This window comes from Nisaea sediminum, from assembly GCF_014904705.1.
Lineage (GTDB): Bacteria > Pseudomonadota > Alphaproteobacteria > Thalassobaculales > Thalassobaculaceae > Nisaea > Nisaea sediminum.
The window spans coordinates 289,291-307,883 of sequence record NZ_JACZCQ010000002.1 but is presented as its reverse complement, the minus strand read 5'-3'; the positions used below and the strand labels follow the sequence as shown (position 1 = coordinate 307,883).

Annotated in this window: 18 protein-coding genes; 9 read left to right on the top strand and 9 right to left on the bottom strand. The window is 62.0% G+C overall.

Annotation, left to right across the window (positions count from 1 at the left end; translation table 11 throughout):
• The first annotated feature begins 83 nt into the window (after positions 1–83).
• The 3 genes from IG122_RS04970 to IG122_RS04960 are packed head-to-tail and all read left to right on the top strand — an operon-like array spanning position 84 to position 2,183.
• A complete protein-coding gene (locus IG122_RS04970; protein ID WP_226893332.1) occupies positions 84–818 on the top strand; it encodes an amino acid ABC transporter ATP-binding protein in 735 nt (244 codons plus the stop codon).
• Positions 815–1,516, top strand: a complete 702-nt coding sequence (locus IG122_RS04965; protein ID WP_226893331.1) for an amino acid ABC transporter permease — start codon at positions 815–817, stop codon at positions 1,514–1,516. The genes IG122_RS04970 and IG122_RS04965 overlap by 4 nt, the downstream gene beginning before the upstream one ends.
• Position 1,517: 1 nt before the next feature.
• Positions 1,518–2,183, top strand: a complete 666-nt coding sequence (locus tag IG122_RS04960) for an amino acid ABC transporter permease (RefSeq protein ID WP_193181034.1) — start codon at positions 1,518–1,520, stop codon at positions 2,181–2,183.
• A gap of 22 nt (positions 2,184–2,205) precedes the next feature.
• Here the strand turns inward: IG122_RS04960 and IG122_RS04955 are convergent, their stop codons facing one another.
• The gene (locus tag IG122_RS04955; protein ID WP_193181033.1) at positions 2,206–4,269 is read right to left on the bottom strand and encodes a BTAD domain-containing putative transcriptional regulator; all 2,064 of its coding nucleotides are present in this window, start codon (positions 4,267–4,269) and stop codon (positions 2,206–2,208) included.
• A gap of 237 nt (positions 4,270–4,506) precedes the next feature.
• Here IG122_RS04955 and IG122_RS04950 point away from each other — a divergent pair, with 237 nt between their 5' ends.
• A complete protein-coding gene (locus IG122_RS04950) occupies positions 4,507–5,382 on the top strand; it encodes a lysophospholipid acyltransferase family protein (RefSeq protein ID WP_193181032.1) in 876 nt (291 codons plus the stop codon).
• Between the two features lies 1 nt (position 5,383).
• Here the strand turns inward: IG122_RS04950 and IG122_RS04945 are convergent, their stop codons facing one another.
• From IG122_RS04945 to xylF, 5 genes are all read right to left on the bottom strand, one after another.
• A complete protein-coding gene (locus IG122_RS04945; RefSeq protein ID WP_226893330.1) occupies positions 5,384–6,598 on the bottom strand; it encodes an ROK family transcriptional regulator in 1,215 nt (404 codons plus the stop codon).
• Between the two features lie 4 nt (positions 6,599–6,602).
• Positions 6,603–7,499, bottom strand: coding sequence for an SMP-30/gluconolactonase/LRE family protein (locus IG122_RS04940; protein WP_193181030.1), 897 nt, complete (start codon positions 7,497–7,499; stop codon positions 6,603–6,605).
• Positions 7,492–8,268 (bottom strand): ATP-binding cassette domain-containing protein, encoded by a 777-nt coding sequence (locus tag IG122_RS04935; protein WP_193181028.1) that lies wholly within the window; start codon positions 8,266–8,268, stop codon positions 7,492–7,494. Before IG122_RS04935 ends, IG122_RS04940 begins: the two co-directional genes overlap by 8 nt.
• Before the next feature lie 5 nt (positions 8,269–8,273).
• On the bottom strand, positions 8,274–9,605 hold the full coding sequence (locus IG122_RS04930; protein WP_193181027.1) for a sugar ABC transporter permease: 1,332 nt from the start codon (positions 9,603–9,605) through the stop codon (positions 8,274–8,276).
• A 71-nt stretch (positions 9,606–9,676) separates the two neighbouring features.
• Entirely contained in the window at positions 9,677–10,726 is a 1,050-nt protein-coding gene (gene xylF, locus IG122_RS04925) for a D-xylose ABC transporter substrate-binding protein (protein ID WP_193181026.1), read from the bottom strand.
• A 127-nt stretch (positions 10,727–10,853) separates the two neighbouring features.
• Here xylF and IG122_RS04920 point away from each other — a divergent pair, with 127 nt between their 5' ends.
• Positions 10,854–11,624: an SDR family NAD(P)-dependent oxidoreductase gene (locus IG122_RS04920; protein WP_193181025.1), complete on the top strand. Its 771-nt coding sequence runs from the start codon at positions 10,854–10,856 to the stop codon at positions 11,622–11,624.
• A gap of 6 nt (positions 11,625–11,630) precedes the next feature.
• On the opposite strand, the gene IG122_RS04915 is transcribed toward IG122_RS04920, so the two are convergent.
• Positions 11,631–13,271 carry a flavin-containing monooxygenase gene (locus tag IG122_RS04915; protein WP_193181024.1) on the bottom strand — a complete coding sequence of 547 codons (1,641 nt, stop codon included), beginning with the start codon at positions 13,269–13,271 and terminating at the stop codon, positions 11,631–11,633.
• Between the two features lie 219 nt (positions 13,272–13,490).
• Here IG122_RS04915 and IG122_RS04910 point away from each other — a divergent pair, with 219 nt between their 5' ends.
• Positions 13,491–14,510: a calcium-binding protein gene (locus IG122_RS04910; RefSeq protein WP_193181023.1), complete on the top strand. Its 1,020-nt coding sequence runs from the start codon at positions 13,491–13,493 to the stop codon at positions 14,508–14,510.
• A 73-nt stretch (positions 14,511–14,583) separates the two neighbouring features.
• Here IG122_RS04910 and IG122_RS04905 read toward each other — a convergent pair whose 3' ends face one another.
• Complete coding sequence (locus tag IG122_RS04905; protein WP_193181022.1) at positions 14,584–15,762, bottom strand: UxaA family hydrolase; 1,179 nt, start codon at positions 15,760–15,762, stop codon at positions 14,584–14,586.
• A gap of 2 nt (positions 15,763–15,764) precedes the next feature.
• Entirely contained in the window at positions 15,765–16,055 is a 291-nt protein-coding gene (locus IG122_RS04900) for a UxaA family hydrolase (protein ID WP_193181021.1), read from the bottom strand.
• Between the two features lie 161 nt (positions 16,056–16,216).
• Here IG122_RS04900 and IG122_RS04895 point away from each other — a divergent pair, with 161 nt between their 5' ends.
• The 3 genes from IG122_RS04895 to IG122_RS04885 all read left to right on the top strand — a co-directional run bounded on the left by IG122_RS04895 (position 16,217) and on the right by IG122_RS04885 (position 18,571).
• The gene (locus IG122_RS04895) at positions 16,217–16,894 is read left to right on the top strand and encodes a GntR family transcriptional regulator (protein ID WP_319024815.1); all 678 of its coding nucleotides are present in this window, start codon (positions 16,217–16,219) and stop codon (positions 16,892–16,894) included.
• A gap of 223 nt (positions 16,895–17,117) precedes the next feature.
• On the top strand, positions 17,118–17,666 hold the full coding sequence (locus tag IG122_RS04890; protein ID WP_193181019.1) for a PAS domain-containing protein: 549 nt from the start codon (positions 17,118–17,120) through the stop codon (positions 17,664–17,666).
• Between the two features lie 296 nt (positions 17,667–17,962).
• Complete coding sequence (locus tag IG122_RS04885; protein WP_226893329.1) at positions 17,963–18,571, top strand: hypothetical protein; 609 nt, start codon at positions 17,963–17,965, stop codon at positions 18,569–18,571.
• The last annotated feature ends 22 nt before the right edge of the window (positions 18,572–18,593 follow it).

Genomic DNA, 18,593 nt, shown 5'->3' with positions numbered 1-18,593 from the left:
GCCGCCCGGCGGGGGGAGCCCGGGGCCGCGGGGACCCCTGTGCCCGCCGGCCTGTTGCATTCACACCATCAGAGTACCGGTTCATGGCACCTATCCTTGAGGCCCATGGCCTTTGGAAGAAATTCGGCGATTTCGAGGCGCTGAAAGGCGTCGATTTCACGCTGGAGAGAGGCGAACTCGTCTTCATCATTGGTCCGTCCGGGTCCGGGAAGAGCACGCTGCTGCGCTGCTTCAACCGTCTCGAGGAGCCGAGCGACGGCGCCGTGATCTTCGAGGGCGTGGATCTGATGGACCGGAGCGTCGACATCAACCTGATGCGCCGGCGCATCGGGATGGTCTTCCAGCAGTTCAATCTCTATCCGCACCTGACGGCACGCGACAACATCACGCTGGCGCTGCGCAAGGTGCTCGGCAAGAGCCGGGCGGAAGCTAACGAAATCGCCGAGAAGATGCTGGAGCGCGTCGGTCTCGCCGACAAGGCCGAGTCCCATCCGGGGGCGCTTTCCGGCGGTCAGCAGCAGCGTGTGGCCATCGCCCGCGCGCTCGCTCTCGAACCGGCGGTCATGCTGTTCGACGAGCCGACGAGCGCGCTCGATCCCGAACTCGTCGGCAGCGTGCTCCAGGTGATGCAGCAATTGCGAGACGCCGGCATGACCATGGTCGTGGTCAGCCACGAGATGCGTTTCGCAAAGGCGGCGGCCGACCGGGTGATCTTCATGGCCGACGGGCAGATCCTCGAGCAAGGCACGCCGGCGGAGATCTTCGAGGCTCCCCAGCATCCGCGCACCCGTGAATTCATGGCGGAGATCGGGCAATGAGCGAAGCGGTGCCCGCCACCATGTGGGAGCGGTTCGTCGAGACCTTTTTCCGCCCGGACCTGATCGCGGAATATTCGGGCGCGATCGGAAAAGGCGTGATCGTCACCTGTGAGATCGCGGTGCTCGTCGTGCTTTGCGGCATCGCGCTCGGCATGGCGCTCGCGGTCCTCCGCAGCTACCGGAACACATTTCTCTCTGCGCTGATCGTGATCTTCGTCGATCTGATGCGCTCGCTGCCGCCGCTGGTGCTGATCCTGCTGATCTATTTCGGCCTGCCGACCCTTGGATTGACCCTGTCCGGCTTTTTCGTTCTCTGGCTGGTGCTGACCCTCGTGCTCGGGGCCTTCTCGGAGGAGATCTTCTGGGCCGGGATCCTCTCCGTCCGCAAGGGGCAGTGGGAAGCGGCGCGCTCGACCGGGCTCGGCTTCAACCAGACCCTGATCTATGTCGTCATCCCCCAGGCCGTCCGGATGACCGTCGCGCCGCTGACCAACCGGACCATCGCGATCACCAAGAACACTGCGCTCGGTACCGTCATCGGAGTGGGGGAGATCCTGAACCAGGCCTCGACCGCGCAATCCTTTTCCGGCAGCGCGACGCCGCTGATGATGGGTGCCATCGCCTACATCCTGCTCTTCATCCCGGTCGTCGCCGTCGGGCGCTGGATCGAGACCCGCTTCCAGTGGAGGCGCGCCTGAAATGGACGAGCTAATCTACAATTTCTTCAATCTCGACATCATGAAGGAAGTCTTCCCGCTAATGCTGCGGGGTGCGGGAATGACGCTGCTGCTCTGCCTCGCGGTCATTCCGCTCGGGCTGCTCGGCGGTCTGCTGGTCGCCCTCGCGACGCGAACGAAATACCGGACGCTCCGTTATGCCGTGATCGCGCTGATCGATCTCTTCCGCGCGGTGCCGCCGCTCGTCCTGCTCATCTTCGTCTATGCGGGGCTGCCCTTCGCGGGCGTTGAGATCTCTCCCTTCACGGCGGTCTGCGTCGCCTTTCTGCTGAACAACTCAGCCTACTTCGCGGAAATTTATCGGGCCGGGATCGACAGCATCGGCGCGGGGCAGTTCGAGGCGGCGCGCTCGACCGGGCTCTCCGGCTTTCAGACCATGCGCTACGTGATCCTGCCGCAGGCGACCCGGAACGTGCTGCCGGACCTGCTCAGCAACATCATCGAGATCGTGAAGCTGACCTCGATCGCCAGCGTGGTCTCGTTCCAGGAACTGCTCTATTCCGCCGACATGGCCCGCTCGGTGACCTACAACGCCTCGCCGATCGTCATGGCTGCGGCGGCCTATCTGATCATGCTCTGGCCGGTCGTCCGGCTGCTCAGCCGGTTGGAGCACCGGGTGGGGCACTGAGAGAGAGGCCGGGGTCGGGAACCTATCGCGCCGCGAGGCCGGCGCGCTCAAGACCGTGCTTCAGATGGAAATAATCCTCCGCATTGCGGAACCGGAAAGCCGAGAGGAACCACTGCGCGATGTCTCCGGGCAGTGGAGGCATTTCGCCGATCCAGTTCTCGCGAGCGGTCGAGAGGAAGCGCTCCGCCTCCCGTTCGGCGGCCTTGCCATTACCGAGATGGGCGAACGCGGCCGCCGCCCAGGCCGGCGGGTAGAGAACGTTGTTTTCCCCGGCCTTCGCGGCCGCCCAGATGGTTCCCGGATAGTCGCGGCACAGATAGCGGCAGGCGGTTTCGAAGCACCAGTTCAGCGGTCGGTATGACGAATCCGTTTCCCGCGGAGCCTCGATGCGGCGCACGGCCTCTGCCGTTTCTCCGCAGAAGGCGAGCCCGAGAGCCGAAGAAATTGCGGTGCCGACATCGTTCTGGTTGAGGTTCTCCGCGATCCCGAAACAAAGGATCGCGCGTTCGAACGCGCCGACCTGGAGATTTGCCCATCCGGAGGCATGGTAGCTCTTGGTATCGCGCGGCCCGGCCTCAATCGACCGTTGCGCGAACTCCAGCGCTTCTTCCTCTGTTTCCACATCGGTCTGATATCCCGGGCAGACGAACCCCTTCATGCTTGAAGACAGGGAGCGGCTGGAGAGGCCCGGCGCGAAGTCCGGAGCGTCGACGACAATCGCATCGAAGGTATCGGTCGCCTGGGACCAGGAAGCCGGCGTCCAGCGGCGCATGAGGCCGCGTCCCAAAAGCCAGCGGTCATGAATCGACGGAGAGACCGGGGCATCGCTTGCGGAAAGTCCGGATCGGCCGAGCGACAGGTGCACATTGACGGCAACAGCCAGTTTTTGCACCAGCTGCTTCAGGGAACGCGGCCAGGTTTCCAGACTGGCGGGACTTTCCTCGCTCCAGAGAATCGTATCGGAGGCGGTGTCACGCACCGAGACCAGAACATGCAGGACCGCTTCCTTCACGAAGGCGTCCGCCTCGACCCGGTAGCTCGGATCCAGAGCAACGAGACCCTTCACGGATTCCGTGCGTTCTCCGTCGATCACCAGCCATTCCCTGAATTTCAGCAGGCTCGACATGAATTGATGACGAAAGGCGCGAGCCATGAACCTGAGCGGCTCGGGGAGCCCTGCATCGGAAAATGTACCGACGACAAGGCGCGGCGCGCCGACCGCATTCCGCGCTGCTCTCACGATAGCATCATTGCCGTTCTGGGCTGTGGCATCCGGAGCCGTGCCTGATTTTATCAGCGCTACAAGGGCCTTGGTCTCGTCCGATGGCTCCATGTCGTAATCGGCCTCGAGCAGGGACCAGAGCCTGTTGTAGCGTTTCAGGGCGGACGCGATGTCCCCGGTGCGAACATGTTGCAGCATGAGTTCGCGGCAGGCGCCTTCGTGCGTCGGATCCAGGTTGGAGAGCGCGAGCGCCGCGTTTTTCGAGATCCGTTCGGCGTGCGGTTCGTCGGAGCGAGTGTGATCGCTGATGCGGGCCTCGAGACTGACGACCAGCCGGTCGTGCAGGATCTGCCTTTGCACTGTGATCCAGGATCCGAAAGCCGGGTCTAGATCCTCGAACCCGAGAAGGAGAGAGGAGGAGATGTCGCTGCGTTGCAGCAGGATCGGGTGGACGGGCGCCTTCGCGTCCTGGTCGAGGATGGTCCAGAGATCGCTGATAAACGCGTCGGTGCGCAGGCGGATCTCGTTCCGCGTTACCTCGATCGCACTGTGTCCGACTTTCTCGAAGTACTGATTGAGGCGCCTCAGCGCCTGCCTGAGGGATGCCCGAGCCTGTTCTTCCGGCGCGCTGCTCCAGAGCAGGCCGGCGATCCTCTCCCTGGTCTCGCTGTGGGCCGGGACCAGCATGAGGTACGCGAGAATGGCCTGGGCTTTCCGGCTGGGCAGGTTAGCTTCGCAGCCGGGCGCCGCGATCGCGAAGCCGCCGAGGAGGCTGACCTTCAGGATGTCGTCTTGCTTCGAGCTGCGCGCCGGCGGCGAAACGGTCAGAGTATTCCGGTTTCCGTCGAACTGAGCGTCCACCATTTCAAAGTCTCTGCCTTTCGGCAAGCGCCTCTCTTTGCTGGTTTGGCCCGCGACCGGAGTCCGTCGCTGCCGATGGATGACAGCGCCAATGGTCATACGAAACGGAGCGCCGGATCAACCCGCTTTCAGGGCGACTTGCCGGGTGCGTGCCGTCGCCTCTCTGCAATCATTCGGTCATCAGGCTGTCACGTGTCGTCGCTAGCGTTCGTCATTTGGCATGCGGAGAGCAGCGGGAAAATGGAAGTGAACCTCGGATGGAACCGGCTCCGGCGGGAGTTCGAATCGAGAAGGCCGGTCGTCTCGTATTGCAATCCGGACGATGCATTCGGACGCCAGATTCTGATTCGGTGTATCGAACTGCTGACGGGTCAACCGCGCCTGCAGCGAATGTACGACGATTACTGCAGCAAATATCTCGGGAGCGGCGATTTCTGGCAATCTGCCGTCGAGTATCTGAGGCTCTCCGTCCGCTTCGACGAATCCCGCCTGAAGGCGATTCCCGCCGAGGGTCCCCTGATCATCGTCGCCAATCATCCATTCGGCGTCCTGGATGGCATCGCGGTGGGCCATATCACGTCGCAGGTAAGGCCGGACTTCAAGCTGATGGCCCACGCGGCTCTCGGGCGCGCCGAACCGCTCCGGCCGTTCCTGATTCCGATCGAATTCGATGGCGCCTCCAGCGCGCTAAGGAGCAATGTCGAATCGAAGCGAGCGGCGCTCGGCCATCTGAAGGATGGCGGGGCGCTGGTGATCTTTCCGGCCGGACGCGTTTCCACGGCGGATAGCGTTTTCGGTCGGGCGACCGATGCCCCCTGGAAGCTCTTTGCCGGCAAGCTGATAGCCCATTCCGGGGCGAGGGTTGTGCCGATCTTTTTCGAGGGACAGAACCGGCTTCTTTTCCACTTCGTCAGCCGTTTCAGCGAGGCATTGCGCGAGGCTTTGCTGATGAGTGAGGTGGTGCGCCGGATCGGTGACGAGGTGCGGGCGCATATCGGTGCACCGGTCGGGGCGGAGGAGCTCGGCGGAGGGACGGACCGGCAGGCATTGCTCGACGACCTGCGCCAACTGGTCTATGCACTCGACCCCGCGCGGGGAGCGGTTTCTCCGGCCTGAATCAGATCAGGGTTTCCTCCAGCACGAGCGCCGCGGCGCCGCGCGCCCAAACCTCGTCTCCACCGGAATCGATCCGGAGATCGATCGAAGTGTCCGTGCCCGGGAGAATGTTTTCCTCAAGCGCCTTGCGCAGGGCGGCGTAAAACGCCTTCGCGGAGTGTGCGCGGGCGCCGGAAAGCACCACGACCGGCGGATCCAGAATGTCCACAAGATTGGCGATGCCTGTGCCGAGCATGCTTCCCGCGCGTTCGAAGACGGAGGTAACCGCGGGATCCCCGGCATCCGCCTGCTGGATGAGATCGCGCATCCGCGCCTCGAGCGCGATCGGATCGTCCGTCGCGACCGATGGGCCGAGGATGTTGGCCTCGCGCGCGATCGCATAGTCGGAGGCGTAGGCCTCGATGCAGCCGCGCTGGCCGCAACGGCAAAGTGCGCCGCCAACAACGATCTTGGTATGACCGAACTCCGCGCCGAAGCCGCGGGAGCCGCGATAGAGCCTCTCGTTGATCACCAGCCCCATGCCGACGCCGTGCTCCACGGTGACGACGAGGAAGGTGGGAAAGGTGCGGCCGACGCCGAACCATTTCTCCGCCAGCGCGGTCATGTTCGCGTCGTTGTCGATGAAGGTCCGGAAGCCGGTACGTTCCTCGACGATCTCCCGGAACGGAACGTCCCGGCCGGAGAAGACCGGTGCCCAGCGGACGAGGCCGGAGGGGTATTCGACATAGCCGGGGACGCCGATGCCGAGCCCGAGCACCAGATCCGGGTCAATTCCGGACTCTCCGACGATCTTGCTGACCTGTTGCATGCAGATGTCGGCGATCCATTCCGGGGCGTCGCGGTTCGCCCGGACGGGGATCGTCTCGGCTCCGAGGATGTCGCCCGAGAGATCGGTCAGCGACACCGACGCCTGGTGCATCGAGATCTTGATGCCGACCGCGAAACCGGCCTCAGGGTTCAGTTCGAGACGGGTCCGCGGGCGGCCTCGTGCGGACTCGTCGCGGTCCGGGGCGCCCTGTTCCTCGCGGATGACGCCGTCCTCAAGCAGTTCGGAGGTGATGATGGTGACTGTTGCGGGACTGATGCCGATATGTTCGGCGAGTTCGATCCGCGCCGCGGCACCGCGCCGGCGGAGACAGTCCACGACCGCCTTCCGGTTCTTTGCACGCGCCGGGTCCGGAATATGCCGACCGAGCCTCTTGTTCGCTTGATCCATCTTTTTAGAGAGGAAGGGAGCCCCGGAAGCGTTCTTCCGGAAGTCCCCTGATGCCGTCGAGATCGGCGACGTAAATGCCGCCGGCCGTGGGTTGCATTCGCTCGCGTTCCGCAGAGAAGCCTTCCCGCGCGGTCGCGATATACAGGCGATTCAGGTTCGCGCCGCCAAAGCAGGCGAGGGTCACCTGACTGACAGGAACCTGCACTCTGACATCGCGCGTGCCGTTGGCGAGGAAACGCTGCACGCATCCTCCCTCGAACTGGGCATTCCAGACTGCACCCTCCGCATCGACGCAGGAGCCGTCGGGCGCGCCTTCGGTGCCATCCAGTTCAGCGAACACTTCCCGCCCGGAGAGCGTTCCGGTTTCCCGGTCATAGCCATAGCGGAAGATCTTTCGGCCTGAGGAATCCGCGAAATACATGATCTCGCCGCCGGGAGAGAAGCAAAGGCTGTTGGTGCAGCCGACATCGGCGACCAGGCGGTTGGCAGTCTTGCCGCCGTTATAGGAATAGACAGCCGAAAGCGGCCGCAGGCTCTCCTCGTCGAGGCCGCCGTAAATGAACCTTCCGTCCCTGTCGCAGCGACCGTCATTGAGCCGTGTGCTTGGAAGATCCGGCTCGGTCCGGAGGATCTCGGTCAATTTCCCCGCGGCTGGGTCGAAATGCGCCAGACCATCCTCATGGGCGAGGAGGAGTGTGTCCTGTTCCGTGAACGCGAAGCTTCCGATGCGTTTCGGAAAAGCGACCTTTTCGGCTTCACCGCCGTCGGCATTGCAGCTCCAGAGCGCGCGGCCATGAATGTCCGTCCAGTAGAGCTTCTTCTGCTCCGCGTGCCACTGGATGCCTTCGGCGAGGATATTCCGGCAATCGAGGAGCAGGCGGGCTCGGACGGTGTCAGGCAAGGGCGCGCTCCTGCAGGTGGTCGGGCATCTTCCCGAGAATGATCATGCCAAGCACATCGTCTTTTGAAACCTCTTCCGTACGGACGGTCCCGACCAGACGGCCATTCTTCATCACGGTCAGCCGGTCGGAAAGATCGAAGACGTCATGGATGTCGTGGCTGATCAGGAAGATCCCGATCCCTTCTGCCTTGAGCTGCTTGATCAGCTCGGAGACCATTTGTGTCTCCTGGACGCCGAGCGCCGCCGTCGGCTCGTCCATAATGAGCACGCGGGCGTCGAAATAGACGGCTCGGGCGATCGCAACCGATTGGCGTTGGCCGCCGGAAAGCGCCTTCACCGGGGATGCGAACTTGCGGAAGTTCGGATTGAGCCGCCCCATGATCTCCCTGGTCTCGGCCTCCATGCGAACCTCGTCGAGCATGCCCGAGGGTGTCAGCAGTTCGCGACCTAGGAAAAGGTTCGCGGCGGCGTCGAGGTTATCGGCGAGGGCGAGTGTCTGGTAGATGGTCTCGATATTGTGGCGCCGGGCGTCCCTCGCATTGCGTATCGTCGCGGTCTCGCCATCGATCAGGATGTCGCCGCTGTCTTTCGGGTTAGCTCCGGAGAGCACCTTGATCAGGGTCGATTTTCCGGCGCCGTTGTGGCCCAGCAAACCGACGACTTCGCCCGGATAGAGATCGCAGGTCACCCCGTCGACAGCCTTGATGCCACCGAAGGAAACATGGATATCGTGCATCTCGACGAGCGGCGTCCGTGTGTCTGTCTTCATGACGCTTACTCCCCGATCCGCCGGCGATAGACTTGGTCGACCCAGACGGCAAGGACCAGCACGAGGCCAATGACGATGGATTGCAGCGAGGTGTTCACGCCGATCAGAGCCATGCCGCTCTGCAGGCTCTGCATCACGAGGGCACCGAGGATGGCGCCGTAGATCGTGCCGACGCCTCCGGCAAGCGACGTGCCGCCAATCACCGCGGCGGCGATGACCCGGAGTTCGTCGAGCGTGCCGAGATCGTTCGCCGCCGATTGCAGGCGGGCTGACGCGATCACGGCGGAGAGCGCGCAGAGGCCGCCCATCAGCGTGAAGATGTAGAGCGTCATGCGCCGGACATCGATCCCGGAGAGCTCGGCCGCCTGCAGGTTGCCGCCCATAGCGAAGACGTAACGGCCGAATTTCGTGCGCCGTGCGATGATGGTCATGACAACGGCGACGATGGCGACGATGACGACCGGAACGGCGATGCCGTGCACCATCTCAATACCGCCCTCGGGAACCTCCAGGCCTTTCGCCTCCGCCAGTCGTCGCGCGGCCCGCGCGGGGATGGGGTAGGCGTTCATCGCCGCGACGAAGGAGGTGATGGCGACGGTCAGCACGCCGATATTCAGCCAGTCGGCCCAGAGAGGTTTCAGCGGGAAGTCGAACAGCTTGCGCCGCCGGCGCCCGTTCAGGATGCCGTAGAGAACGAAAGCCGTCATCACGATGCCGAAGAGCCAGGAGCCGGCCTCGCCCAGTGTCCCGGCGATGCCGCCACCGAAAATCACGAAGGTTTCGTCCAGCGGAGCGACGGTGCGTCCGGTCGTGACCCACCAGGCGGCGCCGCGCCAGACCAGCAGGCCGCCCAGCGTGACGATGAAAGCGGGCACGCCGAGATAACCGATGACCCAGCCCTGCAGGCTGCCGATCAGAAGTCCGAGCAGGAGCCCGACAGCGATGGTCAGGACCCAGTTGGCGGGATGGTTGAAGCCGAGATATTCCGGCAGGATCTCGGTCTGCACGACGCCCATCACCATGGCGATGACACCGAGGACGGAGCCGACCGAAAGGTCGATATGCCGCGTGACGATGATGAAAACCATGCCGGTCGCCATGACGGCGACCGAGGCCGTCTGGACCGAGAGGTTGAAGAGATTGCGCGGGGTGATGAAGCGCCCCTCGGTCATCAGGTCCAGCAGCACCCAGATCGCGAGCAATGCTCCGACCATACCGAGCAGACGCAAGTCGAGCTCCATAGTCCGGACGAGACCCGCAAGTCCGCGCGACGGGGCTGCGGCTGGAGCCGCGCTCTGGTGTGAGGGTTCGGGAAGGGGGGATGTCCGGTCGCTCATGCGTCAGGCACTCGGCAGCTAAGAAAAGACCGGCACCAGTTGGTGCCGGTCAGTGGGACGGAGCTTCGGCGTCAGTCGCAGGCTGCGACCGTGCCGCTCTTCACGCCTTTGCAGACCACGTCCTTGGAAACCCAGCCGGCATCGATCACGACGTCGAGCTTGTCCCTTGTGATCGGCACCGGCGCAAGAAAGACCGAGCTCAGCATCTGCCCGCTCGGGCTTTTCCATTGCTGGGCACCGGAGACTTTCTTGTTGTCGGTGCCTTTCGCCAGTTCGACGGCGATTTCCGCCGCGCGTTTGCCGAGATCGCGCGCATCCTTCCAGACCGAGACGGTCTGGATGCCGAGGGCGACCCGGTTGAGTGCCGCATGATCGCCATCCTGGCCGGAGACCGGGAGGCCTTCCATCCCTTGTGCGGTCAGGGCGGCGACCACACCGCCGGCGGTACCGTCGTTCGAGGCCACAACGGCGTCGACCTTGTTGTCGTTGGCGGTCAGGATCTGTTCCATGTTGCGCTGGGCGTTCGCGGGTAGCCAGCCGTCGGTGTACTGCTCGCCGACGACCTTGATGTCGCCCTTGTCGATCGCTGCCTTCAGGACCTCGAGCTGGCCGTCATGCAGGAAGTCCGCGTTCGGATCCTGCGGGCTGCCTTTGATGAAGACGTAATTGCCCTTCGGCTGGGCGGCATAAACCTCGCGCGCCTGCATGCGTCCGACCTCGACATTGTCGAAGGTGATGTAAAAGGCGTCCGGGTGCTCGATCAGCCGGTCGTAGCCGACAACGGGAATGCCCTCGGCTGCGGCCTTGTTCACGGCCGGAGTGATGGCGGAGGCGTCCTGCGCCAGGATGATGAGTGCCTTGGCGCCGCGGGCGATCAGGCTCTCCACGTCGGAGAGCTGCTTGGCCGTCGAGCTCTGCGCGTCGGCGCTGATATATTCGACGCCGGCCTTTTCGAGCGCGGCCTTGATCGCGGCCTCGTCGGTCTTCCAACGCTCTTCCTGAAAATTCGACCAGCTGACGCCGACAATCGTGTCCGCGGCCGTCGCGGGCTGCGGCGCTGCGGCAAGTCCACCGAGCGCGAGGGCTCCGGCGGCAAGCAATTTCGTGAGATTTACCCTCATGTTTTCCTCCCTCAAGGAATGCGGCATTATTCGCCGATTGATTTATTTTTATGATTAAAAAATATGTTGCCGCAAGCCGATCTGGCCGTCAATGTTTTCAGCGAGGACAGCGGGAGGAGCAGGAAAGATGGCGGCATATGCGACGCGCTACCCCGATCTGAAGGGACAGGCGGTGTTCGTCAGCGGCGGTGCGACGGGTATAGGCGCGGCGATCGTCGAAGCCTTCTGCTGGCAGGGGGCGCACACCTATTTCGTCGATATCGACGAGGCGTCCGCTGAGGCCCTGACGGCCAGTGTCGGCGAGAAAACCGGGACATCGCCGTTTTTCCATCGTTGCGACGTGACGGATACGGCGGCTCTCAAGGACGCGATAGAGCGCGCCTCCGAGGTCACGGGCTCGCTCTATGCGCTGGTGAACAATGCGGCGCGCGATCACCGCGTTCCGGCGGAAGAGGTGACAGAGAAGGACTGGGACGATCTGGTCGCGATCAATCTGAAGCACCAGTTCTTCGCGGCGCAGACCGCTTACAGGCTGATGGCGCCGAGCGGCACCGGCTCGATCATCAATTTCGGATCCATCGCGCCGGGGCAGGGTGTGCGCAATCTCTCGGTCTACAACGCCTGCAAGGCCGGAGCCTTCGGTCTTACCCGGTCGCTCGCCCGGGATTTCGGCGAGGCCGGGGTGCGGGTCAATTCCATCGTTCCAGGCGCGATCCTGACGCCGCGCCAGCTCAGGGACTGGATCGACCCGGAGACGAAGAAGGGCGTCATCGAGCGCCAGTGCCTGAAGCGGGCAATGCAGGAGGACGACGTGGCCGAGATGGTGCTGTTTCTCGCCTCGAACGCCTCGCGCGGCTGTACGGCACAGGAATTCAGGGTCGATGGCGGCAATATCTAGGCGAACTCAGCTCAGGACAAACCCCTCGTAACCGGCCTCCGCAACCGCGTCGCAGCGTGCGCGGTAATGCTGCAACCCGCCTGCATAAGGCATGAAGACCCGCGGCTTTCCGGGGACGTTGGCGCCAAGATACCAGGAACTGTTCGCAAGCGGGAGCAAGGTCGCGTCGGCCGCCCGGTTGGTCTCCATCACCCAGTCCTCGGCGGCCTGTTCGGTCGCCTCGATCCGGGTTTTTCCCTCCTCGCGCATACGGGCAATGCAGTCGGTGATCCAGTCGACATGTTGCTCGATCGAGACCGGCATGTTGGTCAGCACCGAGGGGCTGCCAGGGCCGGTCACAGTGAAGAGGTTCGGGAACCCGGCGATCTGCAGGCCGAGATAGGTCTTCGGCCCGGCCACCCAGGCATCTTTCAGGGCAAGGCCGTTCTTGCCCGTGATGTTCAGGCGGAGGAGGGGACCGGTAATGGCGTCGAACCCGGTCGCGAAGACGATGATGTCGAGATCGCATTGTCCATTTTCGGTCTCGATCCCGGTTTCTGTGATCCGTTTGATCGGGTCCGACTTGATGTCGACGAGGGTGACATTGTCGCGGTTGAAGGTCTCGAAATAGTCTGTATCGACCGGCGGGCGCTTGGTGCCGAACGGATGGTCGAGATTGCTCAGCAGGTCCGCCGTCTTTGGGTCTTTCACGATTTCCCGGATCTTCGCCTTTATGAAATCGGAGGCGGTGTCGTTCGCCGCCTTGTCGACCAGCATGTCCTTGAAGACGGCGCGAAAGCGCAGTCCGCCCTTTTGCCATGCCTCTTCGTAGATCGCCTGACGTTCCTCTTCCGAGACGCTGGCCGTCAGCCGCTCCTCGATGCGGAAGGGATGGCCGTTCGGGGTTGAGACCATGGTCTCGTGGATCTCGTTCCGGTGTTCTCTCAGGTAACGCTTGAACTCGTCGGTCAGCGGCGCATTGCGCGCCGGGATGCTGTAATTCGCGGTGCGTTGGAAGACGGTCAGATGTTCCGCCGTCTCGGCGATGACCGGAGCCGCCTGGATGCCGGTCGAGCCGGTGCCGATCTGTCCGACCCGTTTGCCGCGGAAATCGACACCCTCATGCGGCCATTCACCTGTGTGATACCAGTCGCCCTTGAAATCCTTAAGGCCCGGAATGTCGGGCAGGTTGGCGGAGGAGAGGCAGCCGACGCCTGTGATCAGGAAGGGCGCGGCATAGCGTTTCCCGGACTCGGTCTCGACATGCCAGAGCGTGGCGGCATCGTCGAAACGGGCGGAGATAACGCGGTCCGAAAGCCGGATGTCCTTGCGCAGGTCGAAACGGTCGGCGACGTGGTTCAGATAGTGGCGGATTTCCTCCTGGCCCGGATAGCGCTCGGACCATTGCCATTCCTCCAACAGCTCCTTGGAGAAGTAGTAGCAGTAGGAATGGCTCTCGCTGTCGCAGCGTGCGCCCGGATAACGGTTCCAGTACCAGGTGCCGCCGACGCCGTCCGCCGCCTCCAGCACCAAGGCCTTCATGCCGAGCCGGTCGCGCAAGCTGTGCAATTGGTATAGCCCGGTGAAGCCGGCGCCGATGATCAGCGCGTCGAATCTCTCCGTCGGATACAGCGCGTCCGTCTCATGTGCCGTACTTTTTTTGGTCATTAGCGTTCCTCCCGGGCGGCATCATCGCGCGCCGGCCGTTCGGCGATCAATCACCGTTGGTTCAATGATCTGATGCCGTGTTCGCTCAATTGCACAAATGTTCGGGGTGGGGCGACACGCTCGAGACTGTTGCATAACACATAAAATAATTGCGATGATCGAGATGCAATTTTTAATAGTGTATTCTCTGAATTATTACGCTTCAGGGCGGAGAAAAATATGGTTGCGCATCCGGGAATAAGCCCGAACCAGGATCTCCTCGTCGATACGGACGGAGACGGTGTTTTCACGGTCGGCTTCGAATTCCTCACGACTTTCAGTGGCCGTGCGCTGGAGGCGGTCCTGAATGCCATGGATGTCTGGGAAGAGCTGACGAATGTGGATTTCGGGCAATACGGAACGAATCCCGAAAATTCATTCACGTTCAATATTTCCCCTCTCGACGGTACGGGCAATTATCTCGCTTTCGCCTATCGCGGCGGGAACATCGTGATCGATACGGCAGACATTGACCGTATTTCAGACCGCGACCTGACCGTGCTTGCGATCCACGAGGTGGGGCATTCGATCGGCCTTGCTCACCAGAATTCCTACAGCGTCATGGTCCCGACAATCAGTCGTGCGCACGACTTGCCGACCTACAAGGACTTGGAAGTGACCGACTTTCTGTTCGGCGGTGCTGCTCCCGATACCGGGTTTTCGCTTCAACTCGGAGGGACCGGTGCGCAAACGATTTTCGGCAACCGCGGCGCGGATCTGATCTACGGAAATCAGGGTGCGGACGTGCTCTCCGGGCGTGCCGGTGACGATATTCTTTTCGGCGGTCAAGACGCCGATACCGTTTCCGGAGGAAGCGGAAGCGACGTCCTGTATGGCAACAAGGCCAACGACCTCGTGGTCGGTGACGATGGCGCGGATACGCTCTACGGCGGGCAGGAGGACGATGTCCTCTCGGGAGGCGAAGGTGCCGATGTGCTTTTCGGTAACAGAGGCGCCGATCTTCTGGATGGTGGAAACGGAAACGATATCCTCTTGGGAGGCTCGGGCGCGGACCATTTCGTCGTCGGTTCCGGCGCAGATACTGTCTTCGGCTTCGATCAAGCAGAAGGAGACAGTCTCTCCGACCAAACGGGGTCCCTGGCTGGAACGGACGCCGGAACGCTCGTTAGCTATGCCAATGGCTCGTCGGTATTTCTGGTCGGTATTGCACCCGGATCGCTCGAATGGGGACTTATCTGATTCTCATCGTGACCGGAACCTGATCCGCCGCCAGTAAGATCGGCGGCGGAGAGGCTGTGACATTGGAGTCTGGTTAGGCCGAGCGATAAAGCTTGGTCATCGAGAATTCCCGGTGGCCGAGCGCTTCCGCCGCCGTGTGCCGGCCGTTCGCGGTGCGGATGATCATGTCGATCAGGGAGTCGCCGGCCTCGTCGATGGTCATCTCCCGCGTCAGCACGCCGGTCACGTCCACGTCGATATGCTCCGACATGGTGCGGAGCGTCCGGGGGTTACCGGAGATCTTGATCACCGGAACGATCGGATTGCCGATCACGTTGCCCTGGCCGGTCGGGAAGGTGTGGATCACGAAGCCGCCCGCCGCCATCAGGGTGACGCATTCCGCCGCTGCCGAGGAACTGTCCATGAAATAGAGGCCCGGACCCTTTTCCGGGGTCTCGGCGGGACCAATGGCATCGATATAGGTCGAGGTTCGGCCGATCTTCTCGAGGTTACCCATCGCCTTTTCCTCGATCGTTGTCAGGCCACCGAGAATATTTCCTTTGGTCGGTTGGCTGTCGGAAAGGTCGGTCGTCTTGTAGGGCTCGATCACCTCGTCCTGATAGGCTTGGAAGAGCTTCATGAATTTCTCGCCCGCCTCCGGCGTCGCCCCGCGCTTGGCGCAGATATGCTCGGCCCCGGTGATTTCCGAGGTCTCGCCGAAGCAGCCGTAGAGCCCGTGCGGCAGCAGCTTGTCGTACATGTTGCCGACGGTAGGGCAGGAGGAGAGACCGGTCGTGGTGTCGCTCTCGCCGCATTTGGTCGAGACCCAGAGGTCGGTGAGGGGCACCGGTTCCTTCTGCAATTCGGTCGCCCAGTGGACGAATTCCTTGGCCTTCCAAGAGGCTTGGCGGATGGTCTCGAAATCGCCTTTCTGCTCGATGGAGAAGCCCTCGACCGGTTTGCCAGTCTTGGCGATGCCGTCGACGATCACCTGGGTCCACTCCGGTTCGATGCCGATCACCACGACGGCGGCGACGTTCGGGTTCGCCCCGGTTCCGATGATGGTGCGGAAATGCAGATCGAGATCCTCGCCGAACTGCAGGCGGCCATAGGCATGCGGGATCGCCATGGTGCCCTTGACGTTGTTCGCCACCGCTTCGCAGGCGGCGTTGGAAATGTCGTCGACGGGAAGGATCAGGACGTGGTTGCGGACGCCGACGCGGCCGTTCTCGCGGCGCCAGGCATTCACGGATGTGTTCGCTAGGTCGGCCATCTCTACCACCTCTTGGTTTTCAGGTTGTGGGTATGGACGTGCTCACCGGTGCCCGCATTGCCGACCATCTTGCCGATGTCCTCGCCGTACTTGATGACCGTATCTCCGGCCGCCAGATCCTTGAGCGCGACCTTATGGCCGATCGGAATGTCCGCCTTCGCGGTCAGCCGAAAATCCGAATTGTCATGCGTGATGACACAGAGCATCTCCGTGCCCGCTTTCAGGCCCTCGACCACGACGACGCCGACATTGTCGTCCGGATGATGGACCAGCAGCTGGGGAATGTTGCTCATTTCCCTGTTCCTCCCGGTTTCGTGAAGCTTGTTATGAGCGTGAATACCTGTACCTGAACTCTTATACAAGACTTGGGTCGCAACTCTTGCTAAGAAGGCAATAATGAACGGAGCAAGCGGCATCTAAGGAGACGATCCTGTCAGCGCCTCTCTACAAATATGTGATCGAGACCCTGATCGACCGGATCGCGTCGGGCGATCTCGCGCCTGGCGCGATGCTGCCAAGTGAGGGAGATCTCGGCGCCGAGCTCGGCGTCAGCCAGGGCACGGCGCGCAAGGCCCTGATGGATCTGGAGCGCAGGGGTATTGTGCGCCGGCGCCAGGGTGTCGGGACCTTCGTGACCGCGCGGACGCCCGAGAGCGCGCTCTTTCACTTCTTTCGCCTGCGTAATCCTGACGGCAGTCACGCGGCACCAGCTCTCGAAGAGGAGAACGTGCGGCGCCGGCGTTCGCTGAGGGACGAGAGAGAGGCGCTTTTCGGCAAGCCGGATCATGTGTTCGAAATCGAGCGTGTTCGCTCGGTCGACGGCAGCCGCCTGGTCCACGAAGTCTCAGTCGTACCGGCAGCCCTTTTTCCCGGCCTGTCCGAACGGTCGCCGCTGCCAAACACGCTCTACGTGCTCTATCAGCATGCTTATTCCATCGCCATCGTTCAGGCGAATGAGCGGATCAGGGCTGTATCCGGAAAACCGGAGGTTTGTGCACGACTGCGAGTCGCCGCCGGACAACCGTTGCTCCGGGTGGACCGAACGGCCACGGATCTCTCGAACCGCACTGTCGAGTTGCGCACGAGTCACTTCGTGACAGAGGAGCATTGCTACGCCGTAGCATTGACTTAAGTGCAGACAGTGCGGCTGTTTTACTGCGTTCAGTCCGTCTATGAAGTGTGGTGCGAAAAGATAATTCGCATCGCGGCGGGCTAAACTGATAATTTATTTATGCTGTATGTCTTTTACCGTGAAAGCCTTGATGGCCGACTCGAGAACATTCCGATCAAGTGCCGCCTCTCTGCGTCCTCCGGTGAATGCGGCTCCCGCTGTCGCGTTCGACTGGGGGTATTGGATGTGCCCGATCGACACGACGGCCGATCGTTTCGGGCCGTTCGCCAGCTTGGTCACCCTGTGGCAGAGCCGGCGGAGGCCGAATGGCGGCTTGCCTCGTCGCAGTGATTTCAAGGCGGAAGAGTTCTCCGATTGGATGGGGCGGATATTCATCGCGAAGATCGAGCATGATCCTTTCGACCTGAGATTTACGCTCTGGGGAAGCACGCTTTGCGAGTGGTGGCGCGTGGACTACACCGGCCAGACGCTGGGAACCCAATCGAGCGACCCGGATGCCTGGTCGGTCGAACGCGGGTATTTCGCGGAGATGTCGCGCAGGCCCTTTTTCGGTTTCGCCGGCGGTAGCCTGACGGAATACGGCAGATCGCATATCAAGGTGATCGGCCTGGATCTGCCTCTCTCGAACGGAGAAGGTCTGGATCAGGTCTTGTCGGCCCATTTGCGTGTCGATGTGGATCAGGATCTTGCTCAACTGCTTCCGGATTGCCCGTTTGTTGCGTTTGACGACCGCACGCGGCGGAACGATCCGGAAGTTCCGATCAGGTGGTAGCGACAAGCTTGCCTTGGAACTTTGCGGCCCCGGACATCGCCGGAATCTGAACAGCTCTCCTTTGTGATCGATCCGTTCCGTCGGTAACCGATGCTGTTGGGTGTCGGGAAAGAGGTTACAGCTTTGCCCGATCGTGAAAGCTCTGCCGCATCAATGTGCCAAAGGTGATTTTCCGTAAGAAATTCAGGAGAAAAAGCGAATTAACTTAAATATTTCTTAATTGCTGGGAGGATACTCGTGGATCCGTAATCGCCCGATTTAGATGCATTCCGCAAGTTTGGAGATGCGAGGATTCAATGAAAAAGACCTTCCGAACCGTCACCGCGGCAGCCGCGATGCTGATCGCGTTTTCCGCACCCAACGCTTTCGGGCAATCCGAGCCGCCATCCGTCGAGATTATCGACGAGGCAGCGATCGAACTGGTCCGGGACTGGCTCAAAAATCCGGTCGTGGAAATGTCGATCCTCGCGCATAACAAGCGCTATAAGGGCGTCGGCCAGGAGCAGATCGACGCTCTCGATAAAGCGTGGCGCGCAGAGCGCGAGAGCGAGGATCAGCCGCTCATCGCGGCGACCCTCAGCAGCCCGCTCTCCACTTACCTGACCCAGATCCAGGCAATGTCAGGCGGAATATTCACCGAAATTTTCGTGATGGACGCTTACGGACTCAATGTCGGTCAAAGCTCCATCACCTCCGATTTCTGGCAGGGTGACGAGGCGAAGTTCCAGAAGACCTTCGATGTCGGTCCGACCGCGGTTTTCGTCGATGAACCGGAATTCCATGAAGCAAGCAAGACCTGGCGCGCGCAAGTCAACCTGACGATTGCGAAGGATGGTGAGGCCATCGGCGCCGTTACCGTCGAATACAACCTGAGCGAGCTGGCCCGCCGGCGCGGCATGATGTGACGCGCTGAAGCCCAACGCTGAA